The 18,693-nt window shown below is 48.3% G+C and carries 20 protein-coding genes; 7 read left to right on the forward strand and 13 right to left on the reverse strand.

All coding sequences use genetic code 11. From position 1 onward, the window contains the following. Positions 1 to 138: 138 nt before the first annotated feature. The 5 genes from BSZ32_RS05265 to BSZ32_RS05285 form a co-directional block, all read right to left on the reverse strand. On the reverse strand, positions 139 to 933 hold the full coding sequence (locus BSZ32_RS05265) for a peptidoglycan recognition protein family protein (protein WP_240610569.1): 795 nt from the start codon (positions 931 to 933) through the stop codon (positions 139 to 141). A 183-nt stretch (positions 934 to 1,116) separates the two neighbouring features. Then, positions 1,117 to 2,307, reverse strand: coding sequence for a hypothetical protein (locus tag BSZ32_RS05270; protein ID WP_105042462.1), 1,191 nt, complete (start codon positions 2,305 to 2,307; stop codon positions 1,117 to 1,119). Continuing rightward, positions 2,304 to 2,801: a hypothetical protein gene (locus BSZ32_RS05275; RefSeq protein ID WP_165788656.1), complete on the reverse strand. Its 498-nt coding sequence runs from the start codon at positions 2,799 to 2,801 to the stop codon at positions 2,304 to 2,306. Before BSZ32_RS05275 ends, BSZ32_RS05270 begins: the two co-directional genes overlap by 4 nt. Beyond that, complete coding sequence (locus tag BSZ32_RS05280) at positions 2,779 to 3,567, reverse strand: hypothetical protein (protein ID WP_105042464.1); 789 nt, start codon at positions 3,565 to 3,567, stop codon at positions 2,779 to 2,781. The genes BSZ32_RS05275 and BSZ32_RS05280 overlap by 23 nt, the downstream gene beginning before the upstream one ends. A gap of 290 nt (positions 3,568 to 3,857) precedes the next feature. After that, a complete protein-coding gene (locus tag BSZ32_RS05285; protein WP_105042465.1) occupies positions 3,858 to 4,289 on the reverse strand; it encodes a hypothetical protein in 432 nt (143 codons plus the stop codon). A gap of 234 nt (positions 4,290 to 4,523) precedes the next feature. Between BSZ32_RS05285 and BSZ32_RS05290 the strand changes: the two genes are divergently transcribed. From BSZ32_RS05290 to argB, 4 genes are all read left to right on the forward strand, one after another. After that, positions 4,524 to 5,438 carry a nucleotidyltransferase family protein gene (locus BSZ32_RS05290; protein WP_165788657.1) on the forward strand — a complete coding sequence of 305 codons (915 nt, stop codon included), beginning with the start codon at positions 4,524 to 4,526 and terminating at the stop codon, positions 5,436 to 5,438. A gap of 42 nt (positions 5,439 to 5,480) precedes the next feature. Next, a complete protein-coding gene (locus BSZ32_RS05295; protein ID WP_105042467.1) occupies positions 5,481 to 6,461 on the forward strand; it encodes a phosphotransferase in 981 nt (326 codons plus the stop codon). Positions 6,462 to 6,469: 8 nt separating this feature from the next. Further along, positions 6,470 to 7,747, forward strand: coding sequence for a hypothetical protein (locus tag BSZ32_RS05300; RefSeq protein ID WP_129589604.1), 1,278 nt, complete (start codon positions 6,470 to 6,472; stop codon positions 7,745 to 7,747). Between the two features lie 246 nt (positions 7,748 to 7,993). After that, entirely contained in the window at positions 7,994 to 8,653 is a 660-nt protein-coding gene (gene argB, locus BSZ32_RS05305; protein ID WP_240610570.1) for an acetylglutamate kinase, read from the forward strand. A 54-nt stretch (positions 8,654 to 8,707) separates the two neighbouring features. On the opposite strand, the gene BSZ32_RS05310 is transcribed toward argB, so the two are convergent. The 6 genes from BSZ32_RS05310 to BSZ32_RS05330 form a co-directional block, all read right to left on the reverse strand. Further along, entirely contained in the window at positions 8,708 to 9,751 is a 1,044-nt protein-coding gene (locus BSZ32_RS05310; RefSeq protein ID WP_105042469.1) for an NAD(P)/FAD-dependent oxidoreductase, read from the reverse strand. Between the two features lie 21 nt (positions 9,752 to 9,772). Continuing rightward, positions 9,773 to 10,111 carry a hypothetical protein gene (locus tag BSZ32_RS05315; protein ID WP_105042470.1) on the reverse strand — a complete coding sequence of 113 codons (339 nt, stop codon included), beginning with the start codon at positions 10,109 to 10,111 and terminating at the stop codon, positions 9,773 to 9,775. An 88-nt stretch (positions 10,112 to 10,199) separates the two neighbouring features. Continuing rightward, positions 10,200 to 10,358 carry a hypothetical protein gene (locus tag BSZ32_RS18700; protein ID WP_165788658.1) on the reverse strand — a complete coding sequence of 53 codons (159 nt, stop codon included), beginning with the start codon at positions 10,356 to 10,358 and terminating at the stop codon, positions 10,200 to 10,202. Positions 10,359 to 10,382: 24 nt separating this feature from the next. After that, on the reverse strand, positions 10,383 to 12,008 hold the full coding sequence (locus tag BSZ32_RS05320; protein ID WP_105042471.1) for a tetratricopeptide repeat protein: 1,626 nt from the start codon (positions 12,006 to 12,008) through the stop codon (positions 10,383 to 10,385). 229 nt (positions 12,009 to 12,237) lie between these two features. Beyond that, positions 12,238 to 12,903, reverse strand: coding sequence for a C39 family peptidase (locus BSZ32_RS05325; RefSeq protein WP_105042472.1), 666 nt, complete (start codon positions 12,901 to 12,903; stop codon positions 12,238 to 12,240). Beyond that, complete coding sequence (locus BSZ32_RS05330) at positions 12,879 to 13,658, reverse strand: hypothetical protein (RefSeq protein WP_129589605.1); 780 nt, start codon at positions 13,656 to 13,658, stop codon at positions 12,879 to 12,881. Before BSZ32_RS05330 ends, BSZ32_RS05325 begins: the two co-directional genes overlap by 25 nt. A gap of 261 nt (positions 13,659 to 13,919) precedes the next feature. On the opposite strand from BSZ32_RS05330, the gene proC reads away from it, so the two are divergent. From proC to BSZ32_RS05345, 3 genes are all read left to right on the forward strand, one after another. Next, positions 13,920 to 14,729, forward strand: a complete 810-nt coding sequence (gene proC, locus BSZ32_RS05335) for a pyrroline-5-carboxylate reductase (protein WP_105042474.1) — start codon at positions 13,920 to 13,922, stop codon at positions 14,727 to 14,729. Positions 14,730 to 14,821: 92 nt separating this feature from the next. Next, positions 14,822 to 15,073 carry a Sec-independent protein translocase subunit TatA/TatB gene (locus BSZ32_RS05340; protein ID WP_105042475.1) on the forward strand — a complete coding sequence of 84 codons (252 nt, stop codon included), beginning with the start codon at positions 14,822 to 14,824 and terminating at the stop codon, positions 15,071 to 15,073. Between the two features lie 5 nt (positions 15,074 to 15,078). Beyond that, positions 15,079 to 16,086, forward strand: coding sequence for an endonuclease/exonuclease/phosphatase family protein (locus BSZ32_RS05345; RefSeq protein WP_105042476.1), 1,008 nt, complete (start codon positions 15,079 to 15,081; stop codon positions 16,084 to 16,086). A 136-nt stretch (positions 16,087 to 16,222) separates the two neighbouring features. On the opposite strand, the gene BSZ32_RS05350 is transcribed toward BSZ32_RS05345, so the two are convergent. Both BSZ32_RS05350 and BSZ32_RS05355 read right to left on the reverse strand, forming a co-directional pair. Further along, complete coding sequence (locus BSZ32_RS05350; RefSeq protein WP_105042477.1) at positions 16,223 to 17,287, reverse strand: GNAT family N-acetyltransferase; 1,065 nt, start codon at positions 17,285 to 17,287, stop codon at positions 16,223 to 16,225. A gap of 9 nt (positions 17,288 to 17,296) precedes the next feature. Continuing rightward, positions 17,297 to 18,691, reverse strand: coding sequence for a nicotinate-nucleotide adenylyltransferase (locus BSZ32_RS05355; protein ID WP_105042478.1), 1,395 nt, complete (start codon positions 18,689 to 18,691; stop codon positions 17,297 to 17,299). Positions 18,692 to 18,693: the final 2 nt, after the last annotated feature.

The following is an 18,693-nucleotide window of genomic DNA, read 5'->3' on the forward strand; positions in this document are numbered from 1 at the left end:
GCGGTTTGGCAGAGCCATCAGTGTACTTTTACTCGGACATTGTCAACCTATGTTTCGAGTCGTGAAAATTAGTAATATTACATGCTACCGATCGACGCGGTGGAGGGTCACCGGTTTATGTCGCCTCACTTAAAGCAGTTAAATACCGGCGAAACGCGGGGAAGAAGATGTGATCTGATCGTGGTAATGCTTCACACGACCTTGGTACCAACGCCATTTCTTGCCAGGCCTCCCATTGTCTAGTAGGTAGTGCGGGCAATTCTTATGTGGCTTAGAAAGCCCCTTACGCGCCCAATGATAATGAGGGACCACATTTTTGAGCGGAATCTTGTGTTGGTGCATCAAATACGCTGTAAGCTTCGCTGTGCGTTCGATTGTTTTTGAACGGCTATTCCCGCGATTTTCACACATTTCAATGCCAATCGAATAAAGGTTTCCTGGACCACTAAAGTCAGCATGTTCACCTTGCTCATTGGTTGGCAAATGCTGCACTGCTCTGGTTTGATCGACACTATAGTGCCAGACAAGATAGCCAATGCGATTGCCACCCTTGCGTTTGTATGCCCGTAGCGCTCCATTTTTTAAAGCGAGTGAATGCTTCATGGCATCTGCCCCTGATGAGAAATTCTGAGTGCTATGAATAGTTATATACCTAGGTTTCATATAACGCTTATATTTACGCGCGTGCACCCCACGTGGGATAATGTCTTTGTAAACATTCACCTCTCCCAGCAAATCGCCCGGACGCTTGCGTGGACGTTCCATCACAGATCGATAAGAACCACCATTCACATACGAAGCGGTGGACCCTAGGCTTGGATCGCCAGACACTGGCTTCACCATCACTACGGGTGGTGAGGACGATGAGCATGAGATCACCGCAGCAAAAATTGCCACAACACTCAGAGGTAGAAGAAAAAGTAAACCGCGCATTACGCTAGATTGTTAACATAAGTACGTAAAAATGGCGAGGTGTGTTTCATAAAAACGTCACCTCGCCACTCTTTTTGACTTACCTCGCATATTCTGGTGGATTTTAGGATCACCACCTCTGTTATCGTCCCCGTCGATTATTTCAATTAATTGGAGGCTAGCCTCTTTCACATGTATGGGAAATTATTCTGAACCGCTCACCATGACTCCATTGACATTGATTGAGCGCATGATCTCGAAGGCGGTAGACTTGATCGTTTCTGGAGTCTCACCCTTACCGTCGTCATTCGTATCAGAAAAAACAGTAAGGGTTACGAGGTTAGCTGTGTATGTCCCGTCATTGACGGCAAGATGCTGGTACTTAGAAGCGCTGATAGAGAGTTCATCATCCTGTGACACCGTCGTGCTATTATGGTATAAAACATCTGATGTATAGATATCCAGTCCGGCTGGATTTTTGATAGAGATATATGTCCGGCTATCTGGATATAGATTACGCACAGCGAATTTCACATCGGGAGCAGCGGCATGCTGGACCGAGTTTAGTGGAACACCATTAAGGTCCACAGCAACGTCAGCTTCCTCTACACCCAAAATATTGACGTGTGTTTGCGCCACGGGTATCCACCCAGGATTATTTACGTCATCTGTCGTCATCTGGTAAACTTGGATCGTGTCCTCGCCCTGAACCAAACCATTTTCATCCGGCCTGAGTTCTGTCAAAGCGCCTACAGTCAAGGTGCCAGAAACGACGCCATCAACAATATCATTGCCAATGAGCTTCAATATACCGGCTGCAGTGACTAAGCGGTATGAAATAACACGGGTTTCATCATTGGCTTCTTCATAAGCGGATTGACGATCACTGGGGCCCTCATAATCCAGTGTGAACCGCTCAATCAATAGGCGTCTTGTAGATATACCTAGGGCCACACCGTCTTTATCCAAAGCTCCTTCTGCCGAAAATCGAGATAAATTTAGATCTGCGTAGAACTTCTCATTCGCACGTGTCCTCGGGTACGGACCGGTATTGTTGGTATCTTTAGACCATATATTGATCGATGCTAGCGGGGCATTGCTCATTACTGTCGAGTCTAAGTAAAGACTTGCCTGATCTAAGAGGTCGTAACCATAAAGACCGAGCCAGAGCCCCTTTAGAACGGGCATGGACGAATTGTAGGTTCCAGTTGTCTCGCCTTCTTCATTAGCGTTCAGCTCAACGATGGAAAATACCCACCGAGAGCTATCACCTTGATTTAAACCATAGGACTCGATGTCCAGTTCTAACACATAGTCACCGCTCGCTACTACTTGTCCATAACTCGGTAGACTGAGCGCCGCTATCGTCATTATTGTTGTGTAAAATTTGTTCATTTTCTAATTTCTACTATTTGTGCGTCATTCGCGGGTTTCATAGGTGTCCTTACTGCTATGGGGTGACCATTGTGTACTGCCAGCACCACTTTACCTAACTTTGTTGCTCGATTTAGCTTCTCTATATTAATCAATGTATCGCCTCTGGCTTCCGCCATCGTGATTTCCATCTTGAATATCCAAGTCTGATTCTTTCTATAAAATTCGCTAAATTTCGCGTATTTTTGATTTGGTTTCCTAGCTATCTTGTTTTCTAGTCCAGCAGGTAAATGCAACACACACCTCTTTGGGATAACGGTGCTATCTCCATTTGAACTCAATACATCTGTAATCTTATTGATATCAATAGAAACAATACCTCTCCTAGATAAACCTTCTGCGGACACTCCGTCTGATAAGCCTATGGCGAGCAACGCTACACTAAGTACAGTCACTCGCACTTGGCGGAATAAATGATAAGTCATCGGATTTCTATTTCCGGCGACCTTCGTCAAGGTCTTCCGTTAACATGACATTGTCATCGGCTATTGCTTGAGTAATTTTACCCGAGTCTAACCAAGCACTACAAGCATTACCTGTATTATTAGAATCTACACTATCTTCGTTATTACCGTGACCTTTGTTATCGCGTGAAACAGTAGTGAACACAACGGGAACTACATCAAGTTCGATGGTTCTATAGATACCTTCAGAGCGAGATATTTTCCAGGACACTAGACAGTGGTCATCACTGCCGAGGACTGCGTTGATTTCACCTTCTGGTCCCGGAGGCTCTTTGAGGCCTTTACCTTTCACCACAGCATAACTTTCTGAATCACCGGTCATATTCGTGCTCTGCTCGAAGTTCACACTGATGTTCACTTTATCATTGCTATGAAATACGATTGGGGTCGTAAAATCTACATCTTCACTACGCGATTCACCAATTTTCCCACAGTAGAGCGTTTCTCCAGCAACAACATTTGTTCCATTCACTGTGATACTTAGGTGGGATTGACCTTGAAAGCTGGAGTTTCCATTAGATCCAAGTAGGTTACCGTTGGTCGCTACAAAACCGTCTAGAGGGGTTGCCGCAACAAGCTGCCATTTGATACCTTCTACGGTGTATTTCCAATACATACCAAGATCTTCAGTCTCACTAATACTTTGGCCTGTAACCTTTTTGGCTAAGAACATTCCTGGCGCAGAATAAGCAAGATCAGCGCGGGAATCGACAGCTAGAAAAGTAGCCAAGGCTGCAGTCGTAACAATAATTTTCATTTTCTTAGGGGGGGGGGTGGGGGTTGGGGGATGAATTCTCAATCAGCATCATCGCACGTGGCTTTTACACCACATGCACCTCTTTTGAATTCACTTATCATCATTATAAGTAGAACGAATATACACAAGTGTTCATTCCAACATTTTTTAAATCTTTGGTAGGCAAAGGGATTGATGACACTGACTTACAAAAAACAATAATTAACTATTATTAATGATATCACTAATCTAACTTCACACCGAAAAATCAAAGATGATAAAATTAGGAGAATCGATAACGAATCTCGCAGCTATGACAAGGCTGCGATTGCTTCTAGTGCGGCAGCATATGCAATGGCTGCGTCGCCCTTCGCCTTCTTGGAGTAGTGCTTCAGTGTCTTCTCCTGGCTGAGAAGCACGTCACGTAAGGTCTTACCCCATTCTTCGCTCACTCCAGAGGCAGACACGGCACAGCTCTTTAATGTGTCGCAGATTTCAATCTGCACATCGCTTATCGATATTTCGAGGGTTTCCACAAGATAGGGTACAACCACCACTGCGGCAGAGTGCACACCATCCTTACAAAGCATACGCCAGACATCGTGGCTAGCTTTCATGGAACGCCCGCGCTTGCGGCACGCTAAGTCTTGAAGTACTTTAGGAAAACGATCAGCACTACTCTCGGCCACGGCATAGTTCTCCCATTTCTCTTCCCGTAACCTCATCCAAAGTGCCTGCGCCATAGTGGAAACATAGTCCAGAGGAGACACCCGCCAAGCTCTAATACCCCGATCTCTGATAAATATCAGACAGCTGTGTCTCTCACTGGATTCCTGAGGATGCGACCCAGTATAGATGGTTCAGATGGCTTCGGTAATTCACCTTGAATCTAGCCCGTGGTTTGCCCATTTTCACTTTGTTTGTGAAGCTTGAGTTCTCACTTCACAAACAAAGGATCTGAATGCAGACTACCAGCCGTGAGCGACCTACACAAAGCCTTCATTCTCGGAGCCGGACTTGGCACGCGACTGCGCCCTCTAACTGAAAAGTTACCCAAGCCCCTCATTCCATACTATCACGAGCCTCTCGTTCACCAGGCACTGGTTCATTGTATGGCAGCAGGCATCGATTCTTTTGCCATCAACACTCACCACCTTGCAGAGGAATGGCAGCGTGCATTTCCCGATAAAAATTTTGGCTCGGCCAGCCTCGAATTCTTTAACGAACCCGTATTGCTAGAGACTGGTGGCGGCATTAAGAATATAGCTAAATGGATTGGAGCAGATCCAGTGCTCATCTATAATGGTGACATCCTTACCGATCTCGACCTGAAAAGACTAATCGCCAGCCACAAGGCGTCTGGCAACATCGCGACACTCGCGCTCTTTTCTGATGGGCCGAATTGCAATGTAGCGGTCGAAGGAGATAAAGTCATTGACCTACGCCACGCGCGAGGACTACACGCTGGCACTCACCAGTTCACCGGAATCTACATCATCGAACCCGAGATTCTCGATCTGATCCCAGCCAATGAAAAAACCTCAATTGTTCCCGCATTTTTAGCCTTGGCCGAACAAGGAAAGCTAGGAGCGCACATTGCAGATGGAGCGCGGTGGCAAGACCTCGGAACCCGCGAAGAATACCTCGCCGCGCACCTAAACCCACAAGTCCCAGAACGACAGCCAGCCATCCATCCTAGCGCAAAAATCGACCCTAGCGCAGAGATTGAATCAGATTCCTGTTTCATTGGACCGAATTGTGTGATTGAAAAGGGCGTAAAACTTCGCAACACCATTGTATGGCCATCAGCAAAGGTCGCCGAACATACTGATCTCGACGGTTGTATTGTGCGTGACTATGCTGCTGGAGTCCACCAAAACGAAGATCTCTAAACTTAAACACAATTTAGTTTCACCTACTAAATTCCTTTCGCTATGCCTACTGACACCCTTCTCACCGCAACTCGCGCCCACCTCAAACTTGAGCCTACACACTCGGTCGTTATCGAACCAATCGTTAAAGGTGGCTCAGGCCGCACCATCGTGCGCATTTTACCCAAAGGCTTCCCGACCTACATCGGCATCTATTACACACTTGAGCGCGCTGATAACGCTAACTACCTACCGGTTTCAGTCTTTCTAAAGAAGGCCAACCTCAACGTCCCAGAGGTACTCTACGACAATACCGGCCGTCGCTGCGCCTTGATCGAAGACCTCGGCGAAGTCGACTTGCTTTCGCTCAAAGATGAGCCTTGGGAAGTGCGCGAACCGATCTATCGCTCCGCCCTCACTCAACTCGACAAACTCTTTTACACCCGCGCGCCAAAAGACCTCGAGTTCCAGCCCTCATTCACCCCAGAGCTCTACACTTGGGAACAAGACTACTTCTACGACAACTTCGCCGAAATCTACCTTGGCATGAGCAGTGGTGAGACTGCGCTCCTGCGCAATGACCCAGCGGTCAAGAAGATGGCTAAGTCCCTCGGAGCCTCAGCCCGCCACCTCGTGCACCGCGATTTCCAGTCGCAGAACATCATTGTAAAGGACAACGAGGCCTACCTCATCGACTTCCAAGGCATGCGCCGTGGTCGCCAGGAGTACGATATAGCCTCACTTATCTTTGATCCTTACATGGAGCACTCCGCCGAAGAGCAGGAGAAGCTGCTCGACCTTTGGGAAGAAATCAGTGAGGAACGGCCGATCGATGACATTTTAAAGAAATGCGCCACTCAGCGCCTGATGCAGGCTCTCGGAGCTTACGGCAACCTTGTCTCTAATAAAGGCGAAGAATGGTTTGAGCAACACATCCCGGCCGCTTGTCGCCTGCTTTCAGAAGTGATCAAAGGAACTGACGTGGAACATGCGATCCAACCAGTGCTCGATATCGCCAAAGTGAAATACCAAGCCTCTAATTAGTCAGCGACTTGTCACTCTTTCGATTAGCTCAGGCATTCATCTTACTCCTCGCATTTGCGGTGGGTATGTTCGCGCTTTTTGCATGGCAACCTGCAGGGAAGTTGATCTGGGCTGACAACCTGCTCTCGCCTGTTAAAAATGAGGCATTTGGGATTGGAGCCAAAATCGAAGATAACTCCAGCTCCGATACGAGGGATAGGGTCATCCGCGAAGTTGCTCCCCCATCGCATTCAGCGCTCGATTATGTGGTATGTGAGATCGATGACGACCCTGAGCAAGTCAATGCCTTTGGGATCTATCACCCAGCCGACCTAGCCATCACGCTACACAACCTCAAAGAACAAGGAGCCAAAAGGGTTTTTCTGAGCACACACCTGCACTGGCCCGCGCATGAGCCAGAAGAGAACAGCACTCTAGCCACAGCCATGCGCGGCTTCGAAAGCGTAGTCGTCACAGCGCCATTGCGTCGCACGCTCAGTTCAGAGCCATTGCCGCCAGCATTCATGCTAGCATCGATCCCAGCATCTGAAGTCGTGGGTGGCTCCGAGTTCTTCCCCATCGTCAACAGCCTGAGTATACCACCCTGTATCGACTTTCCACAGAACACCTTCGCTGGATTCAACGTTCTCGAGTCAGAGAAGCCTAGCGAATCACTGCCGATGTTAGCACGCTGGAATGACCGTATCGTGTTTTCCTCAGTATTATTGGGCTTAATGCAGAATAGTAAAATCACACCCGACCAACTTCTCGTTCAAGCGGGTGAATACATTCGCATAGGCAATTCAGGCAACATCATCCCGATCGATCTATTTGGCCATTTCCACCCAGACCTTAGCTTTGCCGCAAAATCACCACCCAGGACAATCACCTCTGCCCTCAGTGCTGAAGCCAGTATTATTGGCGCCACCCAGAGAAATGCCATCCTTACTGCTACTGGTAATAGGACCTCGAAATTTGAAGCCATCGGCGATCCCTACTTTAAACTATCTCAACTAGCCTACACCCCCCGAGTGTCTGGGGCCGAGACCCTCAGCCGCCTCCCCAGCTGGCTCGAATGCATCCTCACCGCCGACATTGCCATTCTCGCAGCTTGGTTATTAGCCTACGGCCACATGCGCCGGAACACTGCATTCCTGATCTCATTGATCGCCATCTGGCTCATTTTCCTGACCCTCTACCACATTCTCCACTACTGGAGTCCAGTTTCAGTCTACACTCTCACATTACTCGCAGGCTGGGCGCTCAGCGCCATCCTCGCTAAACCAGCCCGCCGTGCGCTGACTTAAATTCCCCAACTCCTCAATTCCACTCATGATGTCTCTCGAAGCCTACACAGCCAAAGCCGCCACATTAATCGAAGCCCTGCCCTACCTTCAGGCTTTCCGCGGTCAGACATTTCTCATCAAAATGGGAGGCTCCGCTATGGAAAATCCAGAATTGGTCAAGAAAGTCATGCGCGACATCGTCTTTCTCGAAGTAGTTGGCGTCAACCCAGTCATCGTCACGGTGGAGGCAAAGCAATCTCAGCAGCCATGGCTGAGGCCGGCCTCAAGGCTGAATTCATCGGCGGATTCCGCGTCACTTCGCCTGAAGCAATTACCATCGTCGAAAAAACTCTCACTGACATCCTCAACCCAGGACTCGTGGATATGCTCCGTGAGTTCGGCGGCAAGGCTGTCGGCGTTCCCGGCACTGACGTTTTCATCGGCGAGCGCATCAAAGGCATCAACGATGACGGCGAACACGTCGACATCGGTCGCGTCGGTCAAGTTGTCGGCTCGCAAAAAGAGCAAATGCTGGAAGCGCTCAATGCAAACATAGTGCCGGTCATTTCACCGCTCGCCTCCGAGCTCGGCACCGGTAAGCCGCTCAATGTCAATGCCGACCTCGCCGCTGCAGCACTCGCAAAAGACCTGCGTGCCGCAAAATTGATTTACCTTTCCGATGTTCCAGGCCTGATGCAAGAGCCATCCAAGCCAGAGACCCTCATCCCCTCTATCAACACAGAGCGAGCCGCCGCCCTAATAGCTGATGGCACAATCTCCGGCGGCATGATTCCTAAAATCAACTCCGCCCTCGACGCGCTAAACAACGGAGTCGACAAAGTCCACTTCATCGACGGCCGCCAAGCCCACTCCCTCCTCCTAGAAATCTTCACCAACTCAGGAATTGGTACAGAGATTACCAAGTGATGCTGAGTCCGCTCTCTCATTATAGGGATCAGCCTATAATTACAGCTTTCCTAACTAGACTCGCTCGACCCGTTCGAGCGAGAGCTCTGGGTCGAGGTCTGATTCTCCTAGGAGGTAGCTGGTGAAATGTTCTGCCACGCTGGGGGCTGTAATCACGCCTTTCGATCCTAGACCATTGAAGAAGCCTAGCTGCGGGCAGCTGGGGTCCAGTCCGATCACCGGTTGGCTACGGTGGATGATGGGTCTCACTCCGGCGGCGTGGCCGACCACCTCGAACGGGAGAGATGTGAGATCTGCCACTTTTTGCTCTACTTCGGCTCGTCCTTGTTTGGTGGGATTCGTGCTGAGGTCATCCCATTCATAGGTTGCTCCGGCACGCCATAAACCATCGCCTAAAGGCACCATCCAGCTATTGCGGCTGAGAATTCTATCAGAACCTAACTGATCAACTCGGACAGTCAGCATTTCACCTTTGGCACTGCGGTGCTTGAGCTGTGAGAACCGACCAGTAGCCAATCCCGCATAGCCTTGGCATAAAATTATTTTTTGAGCGCTGATGCCATTCCAGCAGACCCCTTGCTCTGAAAGCTCTAGCGATGTTTCATCGAAGGCTTGCTCAAGATAAACTCCTTCGGCCTCAATTTTCTCACGCACCACTCTGAGGTAGGCCAAGGTATCAAGCCTACCACCGTGTGCCATTTCAAATCCCCCAAACTCAGCATGGAGTTGGTTCGGTGGGATTTCGACGACGTCTTTAGCCACCCATTCTGAGACCGATTCCGCCTTACAGCTAAACTTAGCAGCTTCCTTAGCATCGGCAAATAAGCGTAGCACTGGATGTGGATAGAACAATTGGATTCCAGTCTCCTGTTCCAGAGTCCGGTAGTAGTCCATCGCCTCTGGCAGGTATTCTGATTGGCGCCACGCGGGGTTCATCCCTTTGCCCGCGAGAGTGGTCACGAGCCCTGCAGCCACACGGCTGGCGGCGGATGGGTCATTACTATCGACCACGGCCACGGACTTGCCACGGCGGATGAGTGCCATAGCGAGCGCGGAGCCGGCTAGGCCTTGACCTACGATGATGAAATCTACTTCCATCAGGATCTTCTCTAAGTTGAATTAAGCTTCTTCGCTACCGGCTGCGATGACTTTGCGAAGCGCTTCATTTGGGTCAGCGAAGTCGGCATCATAGCCTTTGGCGTAGTTGAAGAGGTGCTTGTGCATGTACTCGAAGTACGTTTCTTTTTGCACATCGCTGAGCTTGAACCAGATAGTGACATTGAAGGCGCGATTGACCTTCTGCATCATCTTGAGTGACAAACGGCGGCCATTGCGAGCACGTTGAATTTGCTTATGCGTTAGCTGCTCAGTAGAGACAGCAACCACCTCGTTGTTGCTCATGCCCCATGCTGTCATCATAGCATCCAATGGCTGTGTTCCTAGATCTCTCTCTTCCATGCCAATCCCTTACGCTCTGAGTCCCAACTTGAACAGCCTATTCTCATTTACGACATAAATACGAATACCATTCCATCTTCCAAATTCTCTACGCCTCCGGCAATCTATTCCCAAATTTATCGAGTGCTTTCTTTTCTTCGGGGCTGACTAGTTCCTCCTCCTCTTCCGCTTTTTTCTCAGGGAACATTTTATCACAGCTCACCAAAGTGAGAGTAAGGATTAGCAAAAAGTAACGAGCAAGAGCCATTGGGATAGTTGACCTCAAAAGAGGCTATTGATTGAGAGAATCGAGCTCAATTTGCGCTTTTAGATAGAGCGGGCGGCGCTTTAGAGCCTTCTGAAACGATTCTTTCGCTTGGTTTTTCTTCCCCACTTTCTTTTGGTAGAGACCCATCCGGTATTCTATTGGGAAAAGAATTTCAGGAGGAAGCAGCCGCGATTCAGAGGACTGAGCTTCGATAGAGGCTTGGTACCAATTATAAGCGAGCCCGTCTTCCTCTGAGATGTGAGCAGTAAGTTCCTTATGTAGGACAACCAGCGCGCTCAAAACTGGTAAGAAGTATGGAAACTCGTAGCTCTGGCTGACCTGCGCCTGCATTTTTTGCATATCGGACAAGATCAATGCCAGTTTTGTATGATACTTACGCGCTGTGATGACATCAGACTTTTCAACGGCATTAATGGCATTGGCGTAAAGTTTGTACGCTAACAAGATAGCACTGTAAGGGTCCATATCACGACGATTGGTCGTTGCCGGCTTAGGTAATGAATCCTTAGCCGAAAGCAATTTCCCTTGCTCTAGATGCATTTTGAATGGCATCAACTGACCACACCATTTGAGTGTGAGGGCTCCAGCGGAATACTCGCGACCACTCACAATTTTCACTTTGAGAATTGAGGCTACTAATTCAGCAGCTACTTTGGTTTTCCCTTGAGCGTGCAGTACTGTGGCTAAAAACAACTGCGCTCTGACAAGCCCTGGGTTATCAGCAATACCCAGCTTGTTCGCTTCTTGCCATTGTTGGAAGAGTGCAATGGCTTCGCGAAAAGATTTTTCAGCTAGCTCAGCATCTCCGCTACGCCAAGCTATGAAGCCTAACAAGGACTTCCAGGTTGCAACTTTACCCTCACTCATCTGAGTGAGCTTGAGAGCGAGAGGCAGCAATTCATTTTTAAAATCTACGGCCCCGTATGGGGCCTCAGCCTGAGCCATGATCAGAAAGTTCAGAGCCATCGGGTCCTCGGGGTTTTGCTTTACTAGATCTTTGAACCGTGCGATCGCTTGCCGCTGAGTTACCCGAGGGTTTCCAAGGGCATTATAGCCACCACGTGAAAGGTAAGTCACGAGGAGCTGAGCCTGTAGATCATTGGGGTAATTGTTGGCTAATTGTTTAAGGACGCGCAAACTATTGCCTAGGCCATTGGCTACCAACTCTGCGATAGCAACCGCGTACATCCGCTCGCTCTCAGGGTAGTAGAATTCCCCATCGGCTTTGAATTCCGCTAGAGTGAGCATTCGGTTGTAAGCTTTTGCTCGTTGTTCGTGGAATTCGTGCTGTGGACTGGTGAGAGATAGAACGATGCCAACATACGCCATCAGACACTGGGGATCAACCTGCACAGCGGTGGTGAAATGACGGTAGGCTTCAAAATCCCATGAAGCATGGATCATGGCAAACCCCTGACGCACATGTTCCTGAGCCTCAAGGCTAGAGGAAAATATCAACAACTGGGGTTCTCCAGCCTGAGGTAGCATCGCCGGCTTGGCTAGTTTTCTCACGGGTTCCGCAATCACGCCCTTCACATCAAAGGTCTCGGTCACGGTTAACTCCTTAGCCTTTTCTTGCGCCAGCACGACAACTGAGAGTGCGATCCAGTACGCCAAAATCCATTTCATATGGCAATGACTATTCAAGAATCTGTGGACATAGCAACTCGTAAAAAATAGCCCCTCCACTTGTTAATATACTGACACGCATCAATATTTGTAAAATTGTGAGCTAGCTCTGAAACTAAAGGAATTCGTTTCTTTCATAGCTGCGTAGATTTACGTATTGAGTTATTAGGGCCGAATCCCAAAACATGGTGCGTAACACTATACCAGTCCAACACTCTAGATGTTCAAATTATAGGTCGATGACAAATCCCCCTCGGGAAGTCACCGCTTTGGCAATGTCAATGTGTACCCAGCGTAAAGCATAACGCGCGCCCCATGAGTCGCTCACAGCAAGCTCATTGGTCTCCTCATTGTAGCCAATAATCATACAGATATGATAATTACTTTCGTTGAGCTCAAGCCGTTTAGATACATATTCGGCTTCGAGCGAAATAGTTTTTCCCCACTGAAAAAAATCCTTCACAGAAGCTCGTTCCTTGGAGCGAACATTGGCTATGGCATTGTATTCTTCAAGACTCCTCATGCACCAAAGAATCGGTACTCCTTTGTCGATGTAGGTCTTTACTTTTCTCATTTTAAGGTCCTTCTCTAGGTCCAAGTCCTTAATTCTTCTCGCCTTGCTGCGTACAATCCTTTTACAGCTATCAGCGAGGGCTGAAGTATTTGTCCCGCCCCCAGCTGAAGTGGCTAATGTAGCGAGCAGGTACATATCAGCAGGCACTAACATATAGCGCATTGCCCGCTCAAAAGTAGCAGGAGCACAATAGCCTTTGGGTCCTTGATCGACCATAGGTATATTATCAATGAAGGTATCTCCATTATCATTTTTCTTCACATTTTTGGATACTATTTTCTTTAACTCAGAATCCTTCACAAATGCGACTTTGCCTTCCATGTCCGCATTTTTTTTGAAACCACCAGCAGGCTCGTGTACTCACCCTCAACTTCGGACAAAAGAAATGCATGACTCTCAAGATTCCAACGCTTCACTTTACGGCGATCTTCCTTTTCCCCATAGTATTGCTTCACAGACTCACCTAAAGCGGAACTGAGAGATTCTGAAATCAGCTCAGCATCCATTTCGATAGTTTCCTCTAATGTGTTTGGTAAGACTTTCTCTGGGTGCAACTTCTTGAAATGATTTGGGCCCATTCCTGATGTACTGCCAAAGTCACCTTTATTAGCAAATACCAATGACAGATGGCTTGTCGCCCCACCCTGGCCGCCATAGAGAGTCGCTGAATAAGGGTGCGTTCCAAGAAATTGGTAGTCCCTCGGAGGATAGTAGCGGTAGCTGCTCGATTGGTCGGTCTGTGACTCTCTAGGCCACCCCAAACGTTTAGCAACCACTCCTGCCGGCTGCTCCCACAAACCTTTGTCTCCGGTAAAAAGCGGCTGACCAAGACACCCATTCACTTTAGAATAGAGCTCTTGCTGAGCGGTCGATTTCACTTTTGCCTTTGATTTCAATGCCTTGAGGGAATCTTCAGTGAGCAAATTGGAGTCGATTGTATATTTCTTCCCATGGCGCGTGACGAATGTGATCTCGCTTCCATCAAAACTGAGAATTTCTACCGAGAGGGTCTTCTTTGATTTCTTCTGAGTGATCTCAACATATTCAGCTGAAGTGGCTGTTAAATTAGCGGACAACAACACCGCGAGAACCATTAAAAAACTACGCGACGCGCAGCCACGAAAACTACTTCTTTTACATGAAGAAAGTGATATTTTTTTAGCCGATTTCATTAGACACATTTCATTAGAGACGAAAGAAAGCTATCTTAGCAAAGCAAGTCAGTCATCAAAATTCCCGCTAAAGTTATATCCTAGTAACGAGGCTAGAATAGAAGCAACAAAGCCAACGACAAGCTTTTCTCGACAGCAACACCAAGTAGTTCTAACATTGAAGTCATGAAACTAGGATTGATTGGTTGCGGTAAAATGGGTCGTGCTCTGCTTGAGGGAGCACTGAAAAATGGAATCGTAAAAGCGAAGGATGTTTATGTGTCCTCCCGCACGGAAGAAACCCGAGCAGCTCTAGCTAAAGAGCTCGGAGTCAATGCTGTAGCTAGCAACACCGACCTCGCGAACAAAGCCGACGTTGTCTACATTTGCACCAAGCCCAATATTACCCCCATCGTACTGATCGAACTGGCGGAGTCTCCTGAGTGCCTCGATGGCACGTTGCTCATCTCTGCTGTTGCTGGAATGGCACTCGTGCAGATCGAACAAGCCCTTCCCGGCTCAGCTCGTGTTGTTCGATGTATGCCAAACACCCCAGCTCTAATCGGTAAAGGAGCGGCAGCCTACACAACAGGCTCCAATGCCTGCTCAGCCGATGCTGAAACAACCTGCAAATTACTCGGATCTGTGGGATCGGTGGTAGAAGTACCCGAATCACTGATGGATGCAGTCACAGGAGTTTCAGGAAGTGGCCCAGCCTATGTCTATACTTTTATAGAGGCCATGGCAGATGGTGGTGTACTCAAGGGACTACCACGTCCTCAAGCGCTTGAACTTGCTACTCAAACTGTCTTAGGTGCCGCCTCAATGGTGGCTGAGACAGGACTTCATCCAGCAATATTACGCGACATGGTGACCTCCCCTGGTGGCACCACCATTGCCGCTATCAAAGCTCTCGAAGACAACGGATTTCGCTCTGCAACGATCGCTGCGGTGGAAGCCTCGACAGAAAAATCGAAAGAACTTGGTCGTAAGTAGCGTAACTTCAAACGGGATAAGCTTGACAGGAGCTCATTTTCACATAGCGAATGCGTTTGCATTTCGCCCATTTACACACTAGTATAACAATTATGAACACAACACTTTCTTTCATCTCTCTGCCGCAAGGTGGCGAGATGGTTCTCATCTTCATTGTGATCCTTCTTTTATTTGGAGCGAAGAAGCTTCCACAACTGGCCCGCGGCGTAGGTAAGAGCATGGGCGAATTCAAGCGAGCTCGCGAAGAATTTGAACACGAAATCACTCGTGCTGAGCACGAGGAGGTCAATAAGACTGAAAAACCTACAGAAAAGAAGAAAATCGAAGATGACGAAGAAGCTTAAGCTTTATGCTTTTTCTCACTAAATTTCTAGCCCCACAAGCATTGCTTCGTGGGGCTTTTTGTTGCGTGGTCGGCTGCTTACTGAGTCATTGTGACTCAAAACAAGAGACGCCCGACTGGGTCGAGCCTGAAGGCCCAGTTGAGGCTAGCAACACGGGTAGCGCACTCGCCGATGCAATAGCCCGACCAATAACAGCAGAGGACAAAGCCATAAGCTTTATGTCATATAACCTTCGCAACTACCTCAGCATGCAGAGGGGGTCTAATAAGAAAAATGTCCGGCCAAAGCCAGCACTTGAGATTGAAGATCTCATCGGCAACATCAAGAAAGTGTCCCCAGATATACTAGGAGTCTGCGAAATCGGCACGCAGGCAGACCTCGACCACCTCAGCGCCCAGCTCAAGACTGTAGGCCTCCTCTACCCTTACACTTATCTACATGGAGGTGCGGATAGCTATAGGCGGCTAGCTATACTCTCTAAACTCCGACTCAAGACCCACAAGCCAAGTGAGCTGACTTACCTACTCGATGGTAAGCGACACATGATGCTGCGAGGCATTCTCGATGTCAGCATTGAGCTTCCATCTGGATCGACGCGTTTCATAGGCGTGCATCTCAAATCTAAGCGCCCGAGCAAGTACTGGGACCAAGCACAAATCCGGAGACGCGAAGCTGCCCTTTTACGTAAGCATATCGACAGCGTGTTCGCTGCTGGTGATTCTCACTTGATCGTCTACGGCGACTTCAACGACACAAAACAATCTCCCGCTGTTCGAACTATCGCGGGGCACCAGCACCAACCTAATTTCCTACGCTCTCTCACCCTTAAGGATTCGAATGGCGATAAATGGACTCACTATTGGAGCTATGAGGATGTCTACTCACGCTTTGACTACGTCTTCGTCTCGCCAAGTATGCGCGGCCATGTTGATTTACAGAAATCTTTCATTCTTGATTTACCAGCCACGGACAAAGCGAGCGACCACCGACCGCTAATCTTAAGCATTCGCTGACACCACGTTATACCAATTGAACAGTCATCTTACCATAATGATGGGTTTTTAAGGTTGAGTGAGATCGTCAGCGGAGCTGAGGCCGAAGGGGCGCCGAATGATTGGATTCTAGCCGCGCTGCGCGTCAGTCACATAGCTACAGGACTTTTGTAAACGCTTGAGACTCTCGCCCACTATCGTGAAGTTCTCTCAGCCGTTCAGCCGGCAAAGTATCGACAGCTGATGGTTGATACTCCATTTGTTCCGTAAAAAACTTAGCAGCTCGGTTCGTCAGGGCGAAGACAGACTGTATTCCTCGTTCTCTACCGCGTTCTTCCATAAAGCGTACGAGATCGGCTCCATAGCCAGTCCCTTCATGCGTTTGCTTCACGTAAAGGCAGGCGATTTCACCGACCTCGCCATGTTGGTAAAGAGCGACGCAACCAACTACGTGTCCGTCGACCTCCATCACCGCGTAATCGTCTAAAGATTCAGCAATTTGCTCGTAACTCCGAGGCACTAGGTGCGTACTGCGAACAGATCGCCCGATCAAGCCGAGAAGCTCAGAAATGTCCTCTTCCTTCAAGATCCGAATCTGTCGATAGATACCACCGTACACCATCGTCCCTACACCTTCGTGAGAAAATAGCTCATTAAGTAAAACGCCTGGCACAGATGCATCCAGTAAATGTACCCGCTCAACCCCAGAAGCGCAGGCTGAAGCTGCGGCATTTAGCAGCTGTTGTTCTTTACCTGTTAGCTGGGAACTCAGAGTTTTGATTTCTCTCACCCGCAAGAACTTGAGCTGCTGACCCTTTTCTTCCAATGGCTGGAAATCAGTCAACGCGATCAACTTAGCCGCCCCTAATGAGACAGAGGTTTCAATCACATTTCCGGCTAAAAGTATGTTACCACGCTTGAGTAAAGCCGCCTGACCACGTCCTAAAACCCCCTTGAGCTGATCGACAGGAGAACCTTCAGCAACCACCGATGACCGGAAGTCGTGATCAACCGCCCAGTCAATAATAGACTCCAATTCTTGCTCAGTTGAAACAATCAGCAGACGCACACCGATCGACTGCAGAGCGCTCAAGTCCATCACTATCTCGGCCTGGGAAGACTCGGAGAGGATTCCCCAGTCAATATCCACCACAAAAAGTTTCCCTAAAAACTGGGGAACGTAGTGAAGTAAGCCTCGAAGGTCTGTTACAGATGGATCCATAGTCAGTCGTTAATGAATGTGCATTGCTGCTTTATGGGCTATTTGAGGCACCAGATCTTTCCATTCCTCACTGCCCTCAGCGATCATTTTTTGAATCTCGCGGCCAGTATAGTTCAGCAGACTCTCGTCGCCAGATTCTACTGAGCGTACCAATCTATTTTGAAGCAGGTACTGGTAGAGGTGCTGAGCTTTCTCATGTGCGTTGAAGCTTTCGGCGGTCACGAGTTCTCCATCTTTTCGATTCTTCCATGGGTAGACATAGAGCGACACTTTATTTTTAAATAATCGACCAAAGGACTCTAATATTCCTCCTTCAAGATTTTCTGACCACTTCTCTTTGAACAGTTCATTGAGTAATCCAATACTCAAGATAATAGCTATTGGCTCCTTGGTGTAACGACTCAAGTAGGTTGCAATCCGATGAAACTCGGGGCAATTTGATATCAACAATGTCTGACCTAATGCCTGCAAAGCATCTGCTCTATCTATAAATTTCACGTGGTCAATTTCTCCTCCATCACCGCGCAAAAGGTTATTCATGGAGATCTCACACAGGCTAATGAAGCGTCCTTTTTGATCGTCGTCTAATTCTCCACAAAAACTCTTCTTTGTCTGCTTCATCATATCTAGATGCAGATGAGTGACTGGATCAAAGCTACCGCGGAGCAAGGCTACGGACTTTTTATAGAGAATTTCAGCGGGTTGTACAACTTCACCCTCTGGTGTAAACATAGCAGCAGCGGTGAGTCCACTCTGCACCAGTTGGAGTGAGCACAACCGGTTGTCAACAAAGCGGAATCCTTCTCCAAGAAATTTCAACATGTCGACTTCGACTCGGCCAGCGGTAAGATTATCTACTAATGAGTCAACGAAGCGTCCGAGATTATCACGATGGTAGAAGGATGCGTACATCAAGTTCAGACCAATGATGCCTAAGGCTTCCATTTGATCCATATTCTCCTCATCTAGTAATCTAACGTGACATAAAATATCACACGGTTTTTCACCCGGTTTAAGCTGCAAACGGACACCCATCCACCCGTGGCATTCCTCTTTATCTTTATACCCACGGGCTCTCACCGTGTTACAGTAGCTAAAGAAAGTAGTTTTATTGTGGCGTTCTTCAGCGAGACGCTCAATCAAGAGTTCATATTCATGATCCAGCATGGCCGTCACACGCTCACGCGAAACATAACGATGGGACTTTCCATAGATCTCATCGCTCATTGTCATGTCGTATGCCGAGATGGACTTGGCGACTGTGCCCGCCGTAGCCGAAGCGCGGAAGAACCAATTCACCACTTCTTGACCAGCACCAATTTCAGCAAAAGTTCCGTACTTGGTTTGATCCAAGTTGATTCTTAGAGCTTTGTTATAAGAGCTCAGGACTTCTCTAGTCTTCATAA

The sequence above is a fragment of the Rubritalea profundi genome (assembly GCF_002954445.1).
Taxonomy (GTDB): domain Bacteria; phylum Verrucomicrobiota; class Verrucomicrobiia; order Verrucomicrobiales; family Akkermansiaceae; genus Rubritalea; species Rubritalea profundi.

What these genes read in the sequence shown, in the direction of transcription:
- BSZ32_RS05265 (WP_240610569.1), bottom strand. Translation starts at nt 933, where the DNA reads ATGCGCGGTTTACTTTTTCTTCTACCTCTGAGTGTTGTGGCAATTTTT.
- BSZ32_RS05270 (WP_105042462.1), bottom strand. Translation starts at nt 2,307, where the DNA reads ATGAACAAATTTTACACAACAATAATGACGATAGCGGCGCTCAGTCTA.
- BSZ32_RS05350 (WP_105042477.1), bottom strand. Translation starts at nt 17,287, where the DNA reads ATGGATCCATCTGTAACAGACCTTCGAGGCTTACTTCACTACGTTCCC.
- argB (WP_240610570.1), top strand. Translation starts at nt 7,994, where the DNA reads ATGGCTGAGGCCGGCCTCAAGGCTGAATTCATCGGCGGATTCCGCGTC.
- BSZ32_RS05320 (WP_105042471.1), bottom strand. Translation starts at nt 12,008, where the DNA reads ATGAAATGGATTTTGGCGTACTGGATCGCACTCTCAGTTGTCGTGCTG.
- BSZ32_RS05295 (WP_105042467.1), top strand. Translation starts at nt 5,481, where the DNA reads ATGCCTACTGACACCCTTCTCACCGCAACTCGCGCCCACCTCAAACTT.
- BSZ32_RS05315 (WP_105042470.1), bottom strand. Translation starts at nt 10,111, where the DNA reads ATGGAAGAGAGAGATCTAGGAACACAGCCATTGGATGCTATGATGACA.
- BSZ32_RS05325 (WP_105042472.1), bottom strand. Translation starts at nt 12,903, where the DNA reads ATGGAAGGCAAAGTCGCATTTGTGAAGGATTCTGAGTTAAAGAAAATA.
- BSZ32_RS05280 (WP_105042464.1), bottom strand. Translation starts at nt 3,567, where the DNA reads ATGAAAATTATTGTTACGACTGCAGCCTTGGCTACTTTTCTAGCTGTC.
- BSZ32_RS05310 (WP_105042469.1), bottom strand. Translation starts at nt 9,751, where the DNA reads ATGGAAGTAGATTTCATCATCGTAGGTCAAGGCCTAGCCGGCTCCGCG.
- BSZ32_RS05285 (WP_105042465.1), bottom strand. Translation starts at nt 4,289, where the DNA reads ATGGCGCAGGCACTTTGGATGAGGTTACGGGAAGAGAAATGGGAGAAC.
- BSZ32_RS05345 (WP_105042476.1), top strand. Translation starts at nt 15,079, where the DNA reads ATGCTTTTTCTCACTAAATTTCTAGCCCCACAAGCATTGCTTCGTGGG.
- BSZ32_RS18700 (WP_165788658.1), bottom strand. Translation starts at nt 10,358, where the DNA reads ATGGCTCTTGCTCGTTACTTTTTGCTAATCCTTACTCTCACTTTGGTG.
- BSZ32_RS05340 (WP_105042475.1), top strand. Translation starts at nt 14,822, where the DNA reads ATGAACACAACACTTTCTTTCATCTCTCTGCCGCAAGGTGGCGAGATG.
- BSZ32_RS05355 (WP_105042478.1), bottom strand. Translation starts at nt 18,691, where the DNA reads ATGAAGACTAGAGAAGTCCTGAGCTCTTATAACAAAGCTCTAAGAATC.
- proC (WP_105042474.1), top strand. Translation starts at nt 13,920, where the DNA reads ATGAAACTAGGATTGATTGGTTGCGGTAAAATGGGTCGTGCTCTGCTT.